11 protein-coding genes are annotated in these 15888 nt (G+C 42.4%); 6 read left to right on the top strand and 5 right to left on the bottom strand.

Annotated elements, in window-relative coordinates; genetic code table 11:
- Positions 1–4: 4 nt before the first annotated feature.
- On the bottom strand, positions 5–2920 hold the full coding sequence (locus J4E76_RS14365; protein ID WP_236017477.1) for a glycoside hydrolase family 3 N-terminal domain-containing protein: 2916 nt from the start codon (positions 2918–2920) through the stop codon (positions 5–7).
- Positions 2921–3024: 104 nt separating this feature from the next.
- On the opposite strand from J4E76_RS14365, the gene J4E76_RS14360 reads away from it, so the two are divergent.
- From J4E76_RS14360 to J4E76_RS14345, 4 genes are read left to right on the top strand one after another with little or no spacing between them, the layout of a single operon-like run.
- Complete coding sequence (locus J4E76_RS14360; protein WP_208505302.1) at positions 3025–3360, top strand: hypothetical protein; 336 nt, start codon at positions 3025–3027, stop codon at positions 3358–3360.
- Between the two features lie 15 nt (positions 3361–3375).
- Positions 3376–5214 carry a DNA mismatch repair endonuclease MutL gene (gene mutL, locus J4E76_RS14355; RefSeq protein WP_208505300.1) on the top strand — a complete coding sequence of 613 codons (1839 nt, stop codon included), beginning with the start codon at positions 3376–3378 and terminating at the stop codon, positions 5212–5214.
- 5 nt (positions 5215–5219) lie between these two features.
- Entirely contained in the window at positions 5220–6017 is a 798-nt protein-coding gene (locus J4E76_RS14350; protein WP_208505299.1) for a rhomboid family intramembrane serine protease, read from the top strand.
- Positions 6018–6020: 3 nt separating this feature from the next.
- A complete protein-coding gene (locus tag J4E76_RS14345) occupies positions 6021–6938 on the top strand; it encodes a rhomboid family intramembrane serine protease (RefSeq protein ID WP_208505297.1) in 918 nt (305 codons plus the stop codon).
- Positions 6939–7118: 180 nt separating this feature from the next.
- On the opposite strand, the gene rlmN is transcribed toward J4E76_RS14345, so the two are convergent.
- Genes rlmN through J4E76_RS14330 form a run of 3 tightly spaced genes read right to left on the bottom strand, consistent with a single transcriptional unit; the run spans position 7119 to position 11267 of the window.
- Complete coding sequence (gene rlmN, locus J4E76_RS14340; protein WP_208505296.1) at positions 7119–8168, bottom strand: 23S rRNA (adenine(2503)-C(2))-methyltransferase RlmN; 1050 nt, start codon at positions 8166–8168, stop codon at positions 7119–7121.
- Between the two features lie 31 nt (positions 8169–8199).
- Positions 8200–8637: a thioesterase family protein gene (locus tag J4E76_RS14335; protein ID WP_208505294.1), complete on the bottom strand. Its 438-nt coding sequence runs from the start codon at positions 8635–8637 to the stop codon at positions 8200–8202.
- 47 nt (positions 8638–8684) lie between these two features.
- Positions 8685–11267 carry a Plug domain-containing protein gene (locus tag J4E76_RS14330; RefSeq protein ID WP_208505292.1) on the bottom strand — a complete coding sequence of 861 codons (2583 nt, stop codon included), beginning with the start codon at positions 11265–11267 and terminating at the stop codon, positions 8685–8687.
- Positions 11268–11451: 184 nt separating this feature from the next.
- Between J4E76_RS14330 and clpB the strand changes: the two genes are divergently transcribed.
- Together clpB and J4E76_RS14320 are read left to right on the top strand one after the other, a co-directional pair.
- Positions 11452–14064 (top strand): ATP-dependent chaperone ClpB, encoded by a 2613-nt coding sequence (gene clpB / locus J4E76_RS14325; protein WP_208505291.1) that lies wholly within the window; start codon positions 11452–11454, stop codon positions 14062–14064.
- A gap of 159 nt (positions 14065–14223) precedes the next feature.
- Positions 14224–15330 (top strand): Fic family protein, encoded by a 1107-nt coding sequence (locus tag J4E76_RS14320; RefSeq protein ID WP_208505290.1) that lies wholly within the window; start codon positions 14224–14226, stop codon positions 15328–15330.
- Between the two features lie 173 nt (positions 15331–15503).
- Here the strand turns inward: J4E76_RS14320 and J4E76_RS14315 are convergent, their stop codons facing one another.
- Complete coding sequence (locus J4E76_RS14315; RefSeq protein ID WP_208505289.1) at positions 15504–15845, bottom strand: GIY-YIG nuclease family protein; 342 nt, start codon at positions 15843–15845, stop codon at positions 15504–15506.
- Between the last annotated feature and the right edge of the window lie 43 nt (positions 15846–15888).

Below are 15888 nucleotides of genomic sequence, written 5' to 3'. Positions count from 1 at the left end.
CGAATTAATCGGCTTTAGGTTCAAAAATTGATTCGTACAGCAAATCATGGATCCTTGTTCGCACATTATCTTCGAGCAATTTGAAGTTATCACTTTCGGGATAAGTACGGTTACAGAGGAATACAAAAACTAGCTCTTCGGCCGGGTCTGCCCAAACTGCGGCACCCGTAAAGCCTGTATGTCCAAAGGTACTTGCCGATGAATATTTGCTGGTCGGGCCTTCGTCAGTTCCTGTGATGGGTTTGTCCCAGCCCAACCCTCTACGATTTTCCATGTATTGAGCACTTGTAAAAATCGGAATGGTCCAGTTTTGGAAATATTTCTTTTCTGCATACTCACCCATCTGCATATTCATTTGCATAAGAATAGCCAGATCATTTGCGCTGCTGAAAAGCCCAGCGTGGCCAGCGATGCCACCCATTAGCGTAGCGTTTTGATCATGAACACTCCCGCATACAATAGTATTTCTGAAGTAGTCATCAACCTCACTAGGGGCTATATCTTTTCCATATCCCTTTTCTAACGGCAGGTACATGGTTCTGCTTAGCCCAAGAGGTCCGTAAAACTCTCTTTGAATGTATGTCTCAACCGGCTCTTGAATGATTTCAGAGATGACATGGTACATCAGGGTATAGCCAAGATCGGAATATAAATAGTCGTACCGCTTTTTCTTTTTTGGTAAATCCCTTAGATCAGAGTCAATTGTCCATTGCCAGACAGAATCGGCTAGGGCTGGAGGAAGATCGTCTTCCTGGAAGCGAAAATCATGATTTGGTCCCGAGGCATCGGAGAAATATTCTGCTTTCAACTCTCCCTTGTCAACAGTCTTTTCCCAGAAGGGGATGTAAGGCTTTAAACCTGCCTGATGCGTCAATACATCTCTGATTAATAATGAGTCTTTGTTAGTGCCCCGCAAGTCCTTCAAATAGTAGCCCAGTGTTTTATTAATGTCCAATCTTTTCTCCTCATACAGTTTCATGATAACCTGAGTAGTGGCTGCTACTTTGGTGATGGAGGCGACATCATAAATGGTGTGATCTTCAACGGGCTTTTCTTCTGCATAGGTCTGGTGTCCGAAGTTCTTTTGGTAGACCACTTTGCCTTTTCTGGCCACTATAACCTGTGCTCCCGGAGTTGCCTTGTCCCGGATTGCCTCTTCTATAATTGCATCAATCTTTCTCAATGAATCGATGTTCATACCTACTTCGGCCGGCATGCCGTAGCTCAACCTGGAAGTGACAAGTGTTTCAATACCAGTACCAGCTTTAAAATGCTCTCCTGCTGAAATAGGGAGCTTGCCTTCTGCTTTTAGTGCTCCAAAGATGATTTGAGGAGCTAGGTTTTGAGTAATCTCATTATCCTCATAAGTACAAATGATGTTTTTAATGCCTTCGAAATATTGAAGGCTATAAGCGTTTCCAAGCGCGACAACAATCACATTGGTTTTTGCCTGAAGTGACTCGATAAAAGCGAGATCATCATCGTTCACCCCATGTTGGTTCTTTGGAGAGTTAGTGATGCCATGATAGGAGATGACCACCAAATCGTCTTGCCCGAATGCTTCGACATCGAGAGAATCAGATGTCGAATGGTTGAACTTTGCGTATTTATCGAGCATCCTTCTAAACTCAGTTGGATCACCTTCGCCAAGACTAATGGAGGTAAAAGTTCCTTCTCCTAAGTCTATAATTGGAAGCAGTTTGTCTTGGTTGTCGACTACTGTGATCGCTTTTTGATAGAGTATCCTGTTGAGCAACTGTGCATAGTCATTATTGATTCGCTTTGTCAAATTGGTAGTGTTAATCATCTCCAATTCATTGAGTCCAAACCAATACTTTGCCCTGAGTATCTTCTTTACACGCTCATCTATGGAAGCCTGATCCAATCGCTCCTTCTTGAGTGCCTTTTTTACTTGTTTGATCGCCTTCGGTACATCTAATGGGAAAAGGATAATGTCATTACCTGCCTGTAAGGCTTTTACATCTGCTTCTCCCGGGTTATAGTACTTAGCTACGCCCTGCATGTTCATGGCATCAGTAAAGACCAGTCCGCTGAATTCCAGTTCCTTTTTTAGCAAATCAGTGACCACCTTCTCAGACAAAGTGGTCGGCATGTTTTCACGGTCATCATAGGAAGGAACTTGAAGGTGGGCGACCATAATGCTCATAAGGCTATCCTTCATTAGTTGCTTGAATGGGTAAAGCTCCGTTTCCGTCATGCGTTCTACAGAGTGTTTTATAACGGGTAAGCTATAATGAGAGTCTGTATCCGTATCGCCATGGCCTGGAAAGTGCTTGGCATTGGCCATAACTCCATGGTCTTGCATACCCTTCATGTAGGCAATTCCTTTTTCAGACACTGAGAATTTGTTTTCACCAAACGATCGGTAACCGATGACAGGGTTATTTGGGTTTACATTGACATCTACTACAGGAGCAAAGTTGATATGCATATTGAGCACATGGAATTGATTGGCCACTTCTTTGCCCATCTCATAAATCCACTTATTGTCTTGAATGGCTCCCAGAGTCATTTGCCTAGGGAAATCGAGAACGCTGTCTAGGCGCATGCCAATTCCCCATTCGGCATCCATGGCGATTGCTAATGGGATCTTGGATTTTGATTGATAGCGATTGTTAAGTTTGGCCTGACGGTACGGCCCACCTTGAAAGAAAATCAGTCCGCCAATGTTGTAATCGGTGATGAGCTTGTCGATCTCTTTGTAATGTTTTTCGTCACGGTTAGAGTATGCCGCTACCATGAAAAGCTGTCCTATTCTTTCTTCAGGAGTTAAGCTATTGAAGGTGCTATCCACCCACTCTTCTTGTGCTTGTGTATCTATTTTCTGGTAGATTTTCTGCGCCCATAATGGACCCCAACTAACCAGAAACATCAACACCATCACAATAACTTTTTTCATCATAGAGGCGTTTGACTTTTAATAAAAGTAAATAAACTATATTTTTAGGACATTAGTAAGAACGTTAAAAAAGGAGTAGTGATATGATGAAGCTTCCGAGTTTGATGAAAAAAGTGAAGTACCAGCGTTTTCATGTTACTCCACGTTATTACGACCCAATTAAAGAGGACATTGAAAACCGAACCTCTCGCATTAAAGCCGAGTTGGGTCTTGCCGATGATGCAATCGATCCAGGCTACAGTTCTCAAATAGCCGGTTCTTTTAGAAAAAACATGAAGCATGCTAAGGGCGATGGTGTCGGGCAAACTATGATGCTCAGGCTTATCATCATGATTGTGCTTGTCATGTTTGCCGGTGGTTTTGTTTATGTTGGATCAGACATATTTTATTTAGCCTTACTCTATATTCCGTTCTATCTTTGGAAGCGATTTAAAAAGTAACTTCCGAAGTTTAGAATGCCCGATATCATAAAGTTATTACCTGATAACATTGCTAATCAGATAGCCGCTGGTGAAGTTGTCCAGCGTCCTGCCTCTGTGGTCAAGGAGCTATTAGAAAATGCAATTGATGCGGGGGCATCTGATATCAAGTTAATCGTGAAAGATTCTGGAAAATCCCTTATCCAAGTAGTGGATGATGGTATTGGTATGTCTGATATAGACGCTCGCATGAGCTTCGAACGCCATGCTACTTCAAAGATTAGGACTGCAGATGACCTTTTTGCCATTAAGACCATGGGTTTTCGGGGTGAAGCAATGGCTTCTATTGCAGCTGTTGGCCAGGTGGAGCTGAAGTCGCGAAGGGAGGAGGATGAATTGGGAGTGATGATTCAAATAGAAGCTTCCGAAGTCAAGAATCAGGGGCCGATTGCCATGCCAAAAGGAACTTCAACCTGCGTGAAGAACCTGTTTTTTAATGTTCCGGCCCGTAGAAATTTTCTCAAGTCGAATGCGGTGGAAATGCGTCACATTGTAGATGAGTTTCAACGCGTGGCTTTGGCCAATTCGGAGATTGGCATGTCATTGTATCAAAATGACATGGAGGTGTATAAGCTGAGCGGAGGTAAACTAAGCAAGCGTGTGGTTGGCATTTTCGGAAAGAAGTACCAAGACCAGATGGCCTCTTGCGAGGAGGAGACAGATTTACTTCGCGTTTACGGTTATGTAGGAAAACCAGAGTTTGCCAAGAAAACACGAGGTGAGCAATTCTTTTTTGTCAATAACCGATTTATCAAGAGTAACTATCTGAATCATGCGGTGATGACGGCTTTCGAAAGTCTCTTACCGGATTCGACTTATCCATTTTATACACTGTTTATAGAAATCGATCCAAAGCATATCGATATTAATGTTCACCCAACAAAGACCGAAATTAAGTTTGATGATGAGCGTACTGTATATGCTATTGTAAAGGCGGCAGTGCGACAAGCCTTAGGAACACACAATATTGTTCCTGCCTTGGATTTCAATCAGGACGTGAACTTTGCTTCTTTTCAATCTGTCCCACCAAAAGAAAGAACTTCAACTGCGGATCGCGACTACTCACAGTTCAAAACTTTCGACAAGAAGCAAGATGTAGGTCAGTGGGAGAAGCTCTATGAAGGTTTAAAACAAGATATTTCTAAGGAGGAGGAGCAGAATGCCCAAATGGAGATTCATCCTGAAGCTCAGAGTACGATTACTCTAGGCAGTGCGGCAAATTCTCCTGAAGCTGTATCTCATGCTTCTCGCGAACACAAAGCCTATTTTCAGATCCATCAGCAATATATAGCAACTCATGTGAAATCCGGCTTGATGATAATTGCGCAGCAAGAAGCACATGAAAGAATACTTTATGAGAAGTTCTTGCTACAGCTGCAACAACGGTCTGGTGCTTCACAACAGTCATTGTTTCCTCAGACGTTGGAGTTGAACCCAGCAGATTTTTCGTTGGTCAATGATATAAAGGACGAACTCAATGCCATAGGCTTTGAGTTTTCCGATTTTGGTAATCACGCAATTGTGATCAATGGGGTGCCGGCAGATCTGAAAACAGGAAACGAAAAAGTGCTTTTTGAGGGTTTTATCGAGCAGTTCAAGCAGAATAAGTCTGAATTGAGTATTTCAAATGACGAGAATGTTGCGAGGGCCATTGCCAAAAGATCTTCAATAAAAAGGGGGAATGAGTTAACCCAAGCAGAGATGTCATCGTTAATTGATCAGCTCTTCGCGTGTAAAACACCAAATTATTCGCCAAGTGGCATTAAGACCACCTTTATTCTAGAATTGGAAAAGATAGCCCAGTTTTTTAATTAGCATTTATGTTCGGAAGATTAACGCCCTTAGTAAAACAGCTTCTCTTAATCAATATCGGTATTGCCGTAGTTCAGATGCTGATGAAGTTTGATCTAGGAGAGTACTTCGGTCTGTACTTTATTCTATCTGACGAGTTTAAACCCTATCAGTTTATCACCTATATGTTTCTGCATAGTACAAACAGTATTATGCACCTATTCGGAAACATGTTTGCCCTTTTTATATTCGGCCCATTACTAGAGCAATTCCTAGGACAGAAGAAATTTTTGATTCTCTATATGGTGACTGGTATTGGCGCAGGTCTTTTCTATACGGGCGTTAATTATCTTGAAGTCCGAGGCGTGAAAAGTGATGTAGAAGCATATGTTACAAATCCTACCTCCCAAGGCTTTAATCAGCTGTTAGTAGACCACGGAGAGAATCTCAATCCGGAGATTTATAAGTTTGTGGATGATTACTCTCGTAACGAAAATAGCCCAAGGCTTAAAGAAACTTCGGTGAGATATGCATGGCAACTCTATGACTTGTACGGCAGATACAATATGGTGGGAGCCTCAGGAGCTGTGTTTGGTATCCTGGCGGCCTTTGCCTTATTCTTTCCAAATACAGAACTCTTTTTACTCTTTTTGCCTTTCCCTATAAAGGCCAAATACCTTGTTGGATTCTATATTCTCTACGAGGTATATTCCGAGTTTTCGAGAGCACCAGGTGACAATGTGGCTCACTTGGCACATATTGGTGGGGCATTGATCGCTTATGTGTTAGTTAGGTTGTGGAAGCAGGAGCGAAATAAGTTCTATTAGTAAATGAAGAGTATTCTAGACGATTTTAAACTCGCTTTTAAGACAGGTAATGTCTTAAATCAGATCATTGTTATCAATGTGGTGGTATTCCTATTTATGGGAGTATTGTCAGTTTTGCTGACATTGTCTAACCAAGTGGGTATCTATAGCGAGCTTGCCAGATATCTTACCTTACCAGCAGACACGACTAGTCTTGTTTTCAGGCCGTGGTCGCTCATTACCTACTTCTTCTTCCACGAAGGCCTTTTTCACATCCTGTTTAATATGCTTTGGATGTACTGGTTTGGGAGAATCATTGCTGAGTATTTAGGACAGAACAAGCTTTTAGGTTTCTACTTCTGGGGAGGTATTGGAGGTGGGCTATTCTACATACTCGTCTATAACCTCTTTCCCTTCTTTGCAGATGCCGTACCCTATGCTAATTTATTGGGAGCATCTGCTGGGGTGACTGCTATAGTGGTAGGAGCTGCCACTTTTCAGCCGAACTTTACTGTCAACCTGATATTGATTGGACCTGTAAAGCTGAAGTATATCGCTGCCTTTAGTGTTGTGGCCTCCTTGCTACAATCTACTGGGTCAAATGCAGGCGGAGAGATTGCCCACCTAGGTGGCGCTTTGGTCGGTTATTTTGGAATGGTTCAATTGCAGAAGGGCAATGACTGGAGTAAGCCGATTGTTAGCTTTATCATTTGGGTGAAGAGCCTGTTCAAACCACAACCGAAGATTAAAGTCTCCTATAAAAAGGAAGCGAGTTCTAGGCCTAAGGCAAAAGCTTCAAAAAGGGCCAGTGCTAAGACTTCTAGTAAGAAGGAAACCAGTCAGGCGGAAATTGATGCGATTCTAGATAAGATTTCCGATAAGGGATATGACGCCTTAAGCAAAGAAGAGAAGCAAAAGCTTTTTAACGCTAGTAAAGACTAATTACTGATCTGTTTTTCGAAGCTAGTTCAGAAAACAGAATTATGATTTTTTCTCTAGGTTTCTACTGGCACTTTAGTTCCCTCGGCTCCGCTCGGGATAGAAAGGGAATGAATACTGATTCTTGCGAGCACTCTCTTTTTCACCTCGACCCTGTGGAGAGGTCCAGAAATAGAAAAGATACTAGCTCTTATTCGCTAGCTGCCCACAAGCTGCATCGATATCTTTACCACGACTTCTTCTGACATTCACGATAATTCCCTTTGCTTCTAGTATGCGTTGGTACATATCTAAGCTTTCTGGAGCAGCTTGTTGATACTCTCCATCATCAATCGGGTTGTATTCAATGATGTTCACTTTAGAGGCTACCTTGCCACAGTACTTAGCCAAGGCTTTCGCATGTCGCTCGTCATCGTTGATGTTCTTCCAAACTACATATTCAAAAGTAACTTTTCGGCCAGTTTTGTTGTGCCAATATTGAAGTGATTCTGCTAGTTCAGCCAGGTTGCTCTTCTCATTGATGGGCATCATTTTAGACCTGGACTCATCAATAGCAGAATGTAATGAGACTGCTAGGTTGAATTTCACGTCATCATCAGCGAGCTGCTTGATCATCTTTGGAATGCCCACTGTAGAAAGGGTGATGCGTCTTGGAGACATGCCCAAGCCTTCCGGGGATGTGATCATTTCAATGGACTTGAGCACATTTTTATAGTTCAATAATGGCTCGCCCATGCCCATGTAAACAATATTGGTCAGCGGTCTTTCGAAATATAGATCTCCTTGATCTTTGATGGCCACTACCTGATCGTAGATCTCATCTGCATTGAGGTTACGCATGCGTTTTAACCTCGCGGTTGCACAGAAGTTACAATCAAGGCTGCACCCTACTTGTGACGAAATACATGCTGTGATTCGCTTTTCCGTGGGAATCAAAACAGATTCAACCACCAAGCTATCATGTAGTTTGACGGCATTTTTGATGGTACCATCATTACTCCGCTGCATCTGGTCTACTTTGACATGTTTGATATCAAAGTGTGCCTTTAATTTCTCTCTTGTTTGAAGAGAAATATTGGTCATTTGATCAAAGTCCTTGGCTGACTTTTTCCAGAGCCATTCATATACCTGTTTAGCACGAAATGCCTGTTCGCCTTCGGCTACAAAGAAGTCTTTGATATCATCCAAAGAAAGCTGACGGATATCTCTTTTTACAGGTGCTGATGTACTCATGGCGCAAAGGTAGCACTAATCGTAGGAATGCCTATGATGTAAAGCCTGCAAGCTTTTCAGCAATCGAATCGGGCATATTGCTGACTTTCTTTTCTGTATAGTTATAGAAGGCGATGCCTGTTTTGCCAAGGGCAATCAATTTGTCAGAGTCGGTTATGGCCAACCGATAGTACAGGTCCATACTTTTGGAGGTGGTATCTCCTAAGTAGATTTCAACTTTGACCTCATCACCATGAAATCCCTCTCCCTTGTATTGGATAGCTGTGTCTACTTGTATAGTTCCTACACCATCAATACTGAGCTCATCAGTGTAGCCGAGGCTCTTGTAGAAACGAAAACGGGCTTCGTGCATTAAGCTGAGTACACTGTCATTCCCCAGATGGTTTCCGTAGTTGATATCTGAGATTCTGATGCTCAGCTTTGTTTCAAAGACTTTGGTTTGCGGAAGCGTAATTTTAATTCTGGACATGGCTACTTATCTATCAGCAAAAATAGCCAAGGAAACTTTAAGACGCTTTATAAGTTCCTACGAATGGCAAATTGTGCCGACCCAACTCCAGTGAATCCTGTTTTAGAAATACCTTGTACATCGATGAATACATTAGAGTTTTTATCATGCGTATAGAATTCTATTTGCGCTTTTCCTTCACTATCCGTTGTGATCATCGGAGCCCAAAAGATGGTTGAGCGTTCATCAGGAATGAACTGCTCCTTGTTTGACTCATCATATTTAGGAGCATAGAATTCTCTAGCGGCATGATAGCCATTGCCGGTGATTATCCTCATTCCAGGTTTAAGGTTCATTGCCTTTCTCAACTTATCTCCCTTCAATGTGTAGAAGGCCATGGCGCCATTAAATCCGTTTACCCCAAACATTGCAGCTGAAGCACTTTTGTAAACTTCGACATAGTCAATCTCGGTGGCTCTTAGATCATAAACCGCAGTGTATGGTACAGGCACATTGTCAATGAGAATTAGCGGACCGCCCTGAAAAGGTCCAGGTCGAAGTGTTGGTTTTCTGAACATTGGATCATTTACTGTGGCGTTATCCGTAAAACTACCCCCGCCACTGGATGATGGTCGTATAGCCCCGGCACCAAGTGATCCATCTGACCCAATCGATCCACTTCCGGCTGACCCTGAATTGCCTCCACCCAAAGAGTTACCATTATTCCCTGCACTAGAACCACTTAATGAAAAACCAGCGAGTCTACCCAGCATTACCGTGAACGGATCTCTTCCATGCTTTTCCTCAAGAGACAAGTTGTCAAAATTTAGATATGCTTCTCCCTTTCCATATTGAGAATTAAGGGTCCTGTACTTCTCCTCGCGTTTGTTGGCAGTTACATATACATCATCGAGGTAGATGATGCCATTTTCTTTTCTGTAAGTGCTGTCTATTCTTATCGAAGTAATTACTGATTCCTTTAAGGCCCTAAGTCTGTCAGGATTATCTGGAGCAGATTCACCCAAGAATTTGGAGTTGGGAATTACTTCGTAATCATTGTTAATATTAAACTCTATATCTCGAGCTTTTTTCTTTTGGAAGCCTTGAAGGGTTAACTCGGTAGTATCGTAAAAGACCAGGTTTTCAAAAGCAAAATTTCCATCCAAGTCAGCTTCTACAAAACGAGATGATTTATTCTTTCCATTTTCTTCCTTGTTCAATAAGAAAACGCGACCATTTTTAAAAGCCTTTCCACCTGTTCGGGTCATCACACCCTCCAAAGTCAGTGATTGCTCAAAAGCATATTCAGGTTGTCTTTTGTCAAGGTTAAGCGAGGACCATTTGAAGCGCCTCCAGCCATTGACCATCATCAATAAATCTGTATTCGCTTTAGACTGTTCATCTTGCTTTAAATATTGTGACGGATTTTTGATGTACCCCCCAAGGTCAGAGGTTAGTAGTAAGTTGGCCGCGATATTGTAATCAAACTGATCATTTTGAACCAACTTGGAATCAAAGGCAGAAAGTGAAAATGAGCCTTGTACTGGATTACCCTTCTTATCGGTAACTTTTAGATTGATGGTGGCCAAGTCTCTACTGGTGTATTGCGGATTACTTGTGCTTATGTCGATTTTGATATCTGAAGATGAATAGTTAAAAACCAATCTTTCAGCAACAGGTTCCATGTCTTGATCGAAAAGAGTTAAATGAGCAATTCCATTGGGAAGCTCACTCTTGTCTATCTTCAGTAGATTTTTGGTGTTACGGACCGTAATCTCAGAGGCATAGGTGACATAACCCCTGGTGTGCACCATTAAGTAATAATTTTCATTAGCTGGTTCGGCTGTCTTTAAGGCCACACCCAGGTAATCAGCAGTTTGCTCTGTCACGCTCAGCGTCATGCCCTCAGGTTTCACTTTTGGTATATCATACTTTGTGTCTGAGCCGTCAAGCTGGGCATAGTAGTCGTCACCGTTTGGCAGCATAGCGAAAACACCCTTTCCCTCATGTTCTGTGACGAATGTGGCTATTTCTTGCTGATTGCGATCGAATACCTTACCTGAAACAGGAAGCTTACTTTCGTTTATTCCAGTCACTTCAAAAGCAACTTTACTTGATATGCCATTCACTAAGTCACCGCCTTCAGGATAAAACTTGAGGTCAACTTTTTGCTGCGCAACGATAGGACTGATCGCTTCATTAAGTTTCAATGAATGAACTTTGATTCTCTTTTTGAAAAAGAATTCCTCACCCTGGTTTTTCATCCAGTTTGTATATGATCTCAAATAGTAAAACCCAGGTTGCAAATCAGTAGTTAAGGCCAGGCTCGCCTTGGAAACGCCCTCTTCAGATCTCAATGTCAACCGCTTCTTGACTTCGTCCTTTTCGTCAATGAGTTCAACATAAACGTTTTGACTAAAAGGAGAAGGGATGTGACCTGCGCCCGCAACCAAGTATGATTTCATCCAAATGGTTTCTCCGAGGGTATACTCAGATTTGTCTAGGTGTAGAAATACCTTTTCAGTCGGCAGCTCCATCTGGTAGTTCTGAAAGCTTTTCAACCAATCTTGAAATGAGTCCCTCTGTGCGTAAGACGAATTTGTTTGAAAGCAAATAAATAGTAGGAGAGTGAGGAGTTGAGCGCGTTTCATAGTCTTGAGTTTTGCATACATAAAATACGAATTAATTGACCAATTCGAGTTTTAACGTGACAGAATGGCGGTTTTTCTTCGGTTTAGAGCAAGAATCCAGCCATTATTTCCGAATTGTTGAGTTGGAGTATTCTTTGTTCAGCAGCGGTAGATGTTGGGCAAAAACCCAAAATTTAAGTTAGATATGGATTTCAAAAAATATACTATCAAGTCGCAGGAAGCCATTCAAAAGGCGGCCGAAATCGCAAGCGGTAATGGGCAGCAAGCGATTGAACCAGGGCACCTTTTGAAAGCGATCCTTTTATCTGATGAGAATGTGATGTCTTTTCTGATAAAGAAGTTGGGAATGAATAGGGTACAACTTGATACGAAGTTGGAAGAGGTAGTAGCCGGTTATCCAAAGGCAAGTGGACAGCAACCTTACTTGTCTAATGATGCACATGCAGCATTAACTAAGGCATTGGACTATTTGAAAGAATTTAGAGACGAGTTTGTTGCTGTTGAACATATTGTGCTCGGTCTTTTAAGTGGAAAAGAAAAGACAGCCGCTTTGATGAAAGAAGTCGGCTTTGCTAAGAAAGAGCTCATCGAAGCCATTAAGGAATTAAGAGGAGGAAATAGTGTGACCGATCAAAATGCAGAGTCGAAGTATCAGTCGCTCGAACGGTACTCGAAAAATTTGAATGAGCTGGCCAAGGCCGGGAAGATTGATCCAGTGATAGGTAGAGATGAAGAAATTAGGCGCGTGCTTCAAATTCTCTCCAGAAGGACGAAGAACAACCCTATGCTTATAGGTGAGCCTGGTGTTGGTAAAACCGCGATTGTGGAAGGCATGGCCCAGCGTATCGTAGATGGTGATGTGCCAGAGAACCTCAAAACAAAGACACTCATATCACTTGATATGGGGCTTCTGGTAGCCGGAGCGAAGTATAAAGGAGAGTTTGAGGAGAGACTAAAAGCGGTGATCAAAGAAGTGCAGGACTCCAATGGAGAAATAGTCCTCTTCATCGATGAGATCCACACCTTAATCGGTGCTGGTGGTGGAGAGGGAGCCATGGATGCTGCCAATCTGCTGAAGCCTGCTTTGGCGAGGGGTGAGTTGCATGCGATCGGGGCGACTACGCTTAAAGAGTATCAGAAACACATCGAAAAGGATAAGGCTTTGGAGCGCAGGTTCCAGACTGTAACAGTAGATGAACCCACTCAAGAGGATGCGATCTCTATCCTTCGTGGAATCAAGGAAAAATACGAAGTTCACCATGGTGTACGTATTCAGGACGATGCGGTAATCGCAGCAGTAGAACTCTCTAGTAGGTACATTTCCGATAGGTTTTTGCCAGACAAGGCCATTGATTTGATGGATGAAGCTGCATCCAAATTGAGAATTGAGATTGACTCACTTCCTCAAGAACTGGATGAACTCAATCGTAAGATTATGCAGTTGGAAATTGAACGTGAGGCGATTAGAAGAGAGAAGAACAAGGACAAAGAAGTCGTACTCTCCAAGGAGATTGCTGAGCTTTCAGAGAAACGTGATGGCTTAAAAGGGAAGTGGGAGAATGAGAAAGCAATAATCACAGGCATTCGTGAAGAGAAAGAGAATATCGATAGGTACAAGATGGAGGCTGAAAAGGCCGAACGTGAAGGAGACTTTGGTCTGGTAGCGGAAATCAGGTATGGCAAGATCACCGAGGCTGAGCAAAAGCTAGAAGAGCTTAAGCTGAAGATGAAGGAAATGCAGGGTGGAACCACCTTGCTGAAAGAGGAGGTTGATGCTGAAGACATTGGTGAAGTAGTCGCCAAATGGACTGGGATTCCAGTGTCTAAAATGCTTCAGTCTGAAAGAGAGAAGCTACTTCATTTGGAAGAAGAACTTGGAAGGAGAGTCGCTGGTCAAGGTGAAGCAATTGCTGCACTTTCTGATGCCGTCCGTAGAAGTAGAGCGGGGCTCCAGGATCCGAAGAGGCCGATTGGTTCTTTCATATTCTTAGGTACCACCGGGGTAGGTAAAACGGAATTGGCAAAAGCCTTGGCCGAATACCTCTTCAACGATGAGAATAACATGGTACGTATCGATATGTCTGAGTATCAAGAAAGGCATGCAGTGAGCCGATTGATTGGAGCGCCTCCGGGTTATGTCGGTTACGATGAAGGGGGCCAACTCACTGAAGCGGTTCGAAGAAAGCCTTATTCAGTAATTCTCTTAGATGAGATTGAGAAGGCGCATCCAGATGCATTTAATGTACTTCTGCAAGTGCTTGATGAAGGAAGGTTGACTGATAATAAAGGACGTATTGCAAACTTTAAGAATACCATCATTATCATGACCAGTAATACTGGCGCCCACCTGATTCAGGAGAACTTTGAGAAAATCAATGAAGACAATGTGCTGGAGTTGATTGAGCAAACGAAAAATCAAGTCTTTGAAATGCTGAAGAAATCGGTGAGGCCTGAGTTCTTAAACAGAATTGATGAAACGATCATGTTTATGCCGCTCAGTAAGGATAATATCCGACAGATTGTGGCTATTCAGTTTGGTTTGATACAAAGACAACTGAAAGAAAATGGCATTGAGATCGAAGCAACCAGTGAAGTGCTGGATTATCTCGGAGAGATTGGCTACGATCCACAATTTGGTGCTAGACCGTTAAAAAGGGTGATTCAACGTAAGGTGCTGAATGAGCTTTCCAAACAGATTCTCTCAGGAGAAATCAGTAAAGATTCTGTAGTGAGCATTGAGCTGAACATAGATGGAGAAATTGAGTTTGTGAATATTGAAAAAGTAGAGGAGGTTTAGACTTCTTCCTAAATAGTAAAACACCACTTGAACTTATGGGTTCAGTGGTGTTTTTTATTTTTGCGGAGAATATGAAATATAATCTCTGCAAATAATGCGGAGATTATATTTGTGATGCGGAGAATAATTATTACATTCACCGTATAATTTGCGGAGAATATGAAATATGTTCATCAGCTAAAAGATTGGCCAAATTTCACTTGGGATAAAGCTCAAGTACTAGAAAGGCTTGTTCAGGTAAGGAACAAGCAAGGATACCTTTTGGGTAAGATGGAGGGACTTGGCTTTACCTTGAAAATAGAGGCCAGCCTGAATACACTCATATCAGATGTAACCAAATCGAGTGAAATTGAGGGTGAAATGCTCGATCATGACCAAGTACGTTCATCTGTAGCTAGAAAACTAGGGCTTGAAATAGCTGGCCTTGTTCCTTCAGACAGGCATGTTGATGGAGTGGTTGAAATGACTCTGGATGCCACAAGAAATCATGAAAAGAAGCTTACAAAACAGAGACTCTTTAACTGGCACAAACTTTTGTTCCCTACGAGTACGTCTGGAGGGGTTCCGATAGTAGTTGGTAAGTGGAGGGATAATTTACCAAATGATCCAATGCAAGTTGTTTCTGGTCCGTTGGGTAAAGAGAGGGTACACTTTGAAGCTCCAGCTTCAAATCTCCTTGAGGCTGAGATGTCCAGTTTTTTGGACTGGCTTAACAAACCAAGCCCTTACGACCCTGTTTTGAAAGCCGCTATCGCTCACTTATGGTTTGTTACTATTCATCCATTTGATGATGGCAACGGAAGAATGGCCAGGGCAGTTGGTGATATGCTATTGGCTAGAGCCGATGACAGTAGCCAAAGGTTTTACAGCTTGTCAGCAGAGATCCGAAACCAACGGCAGCAGTATTATGATATCTTGGAGCAAACGCAAAAAGGCAATCTTAATATCACCAATTGGCTGATGTGGTTTATAGACTGCCTGGAAAAGGCAGTCGAAGCCAGTGGAGAGTTATTACAGACGACAGTACAAAAGGCGAAATTCTGGGAGAAGCATGCCAGTACACCATTTAATGAAAGGCAGTCAAAGATGGTTAATAAGCTCTTTGACGGATTCTTTGGCAAACTGACATCCTCTAAGTGGGCCAAGATGTGCAAGTGTTCTCAAGACACCGCTGGTAGAGATATCAATGATCTTTTGAAAAAGGAAGTTTTGGTGAAATCAGCAGAAGGCGGAAGAAGCACGAGCTATCAGTTGAAACTGACTTAATACCTCTCTCATTACACTTGAGTTCCCTCGGCTACGCTCGGGATAGAAAGGGAGCGTGCTAGTTTCGCGCTGTCTTTTATAGGGTACTCTTTTTACCTCGACCTTGTGGAGAGGCCTTATGCATCTAGTTAAGTTCCCTCGGCTATTGATCACATATCTCTCTTGAAGAGGGCTTATTCATAAAATTCCTTCCTATGAAAAGGGTCTTTGGGTGGCCATTCCATTAATTCATTATTCAGAAAAGTCCATTTGGGATTCGATTGATTAATCAACCATTCTTTCTTCGACCTTCTCCATTTTTTTAGCTGCTTTTCTCTGGCAATGGCATTTAATACATAAGGCGTTTCCTCAAAGTAAACTAGGTTATAGCAGTAGTACTTTCCGGCAAAATTCTCATTTGAGCCACGTGATAACCAATGCTCAGTGAGTCTTTGGCAAAGGTTGTCAGTTCGCCCAATGTATAAGACAGTTTTATCAGGGTTAGTAGTGATGTATATGTAGTATGTTGGTTTCATGAGCTAAGTTCCCTCGGTGTCACTCGGGATGAAAAGAGAGTGT

Source organism: Roseivirga sp. E12, assembly GCF_017592825.1.
Lineage (GTDB): Bacteria > Bacteroidota > Bacteroidia > Cytophagales > Cyclobacteriaceae > Roseivirga.
This window is presented reverse-complemented; position numbering and strand designations above follow the sequence as displayed.

What these genes read in the sequence shown, in the direction of transcription:
- clpB (WP_208505291.1), top strand. Translation starts at nt 11,452, where the DNA reads ATGGATTTCAAAAAATATACTATCAAGTCGCAGGAAGCCATTCAAAAG.
- J4E76_RS14315 (WP_208505289.1), bottom strand. Translation starts at nt 15,845, where the DNA reads ATGAAACCAACATACTACATATACATCACTACTAACCCTGATAAAACT.
- J4E76_RS14360 (WP_208505302.1), top strand. Translation starts at nt 3,025, where the DNA reads ATGAAAAAAGTGAAGTACCAGCGTTTTCATGTTACTCCACGTTATTAC.
- J4E76_RS14330 (WP_208505292.1), bottom strand. Translation starts at nt 11,267, where the DNA reads ATGAAACGCGCTCAACTCCTCACTCTCCTACTATTTATTTGCTTTCAA.
- mutL (WP_208505300.1), top strand. Translation starts at nt 3,376, where the DNA reads ATGCCCGATATCATAAAGTTATTACCTGATAACATTGCTAATCAGATA.
- rlmN (WP_208505296.1), bottom strand. Translation starts at nt 8,168, where the DNA reads ATGAGTACATCAGCACCTGTAAAAAGAGATATCCGTCAGCTTTCTTTG.
- J4E76_RS14350 (WP_208505299.1), top strand. Translation starts at nt 5,220, where the DNA reads ATGTTCGGAAGATTAACGCCCTTAGTAAAACAGCTTCTCTTAATCAAT.
- J4E76_RS14320 (WP_208505290.1), top strand. Translation starts at nt 14,224, where the DNA reads ATGAAATATGTTCATCAGCTAAAAGATTGGCCAAATTTCACTTGGGAT.
- J4E76_RS14365 (WP_236017477.1), bottom strand. Translation starts at nt 2,920, where the DNA reads ATGAAAAAAGTTATTGTGATGGTGTTGATGTTTCTGGTTAGTTGGGGT.
- J4E76_RS14335 (WP_208505294.1), bottom strand. Translation starts at nt 8,637, where the DNA reads ATGTCCAGAATTAAAATTACGCTTCCGCAAACCAAAGTCTTTGAAACA.
- J4E76_RS14345 (WP_208505297.1), top strand. Translation starts at nt 6,021, where the DNA reads ATGAAGAGTATTCTAGACGATTTTAAACTCGCTTTTAAGACAGGTAAT.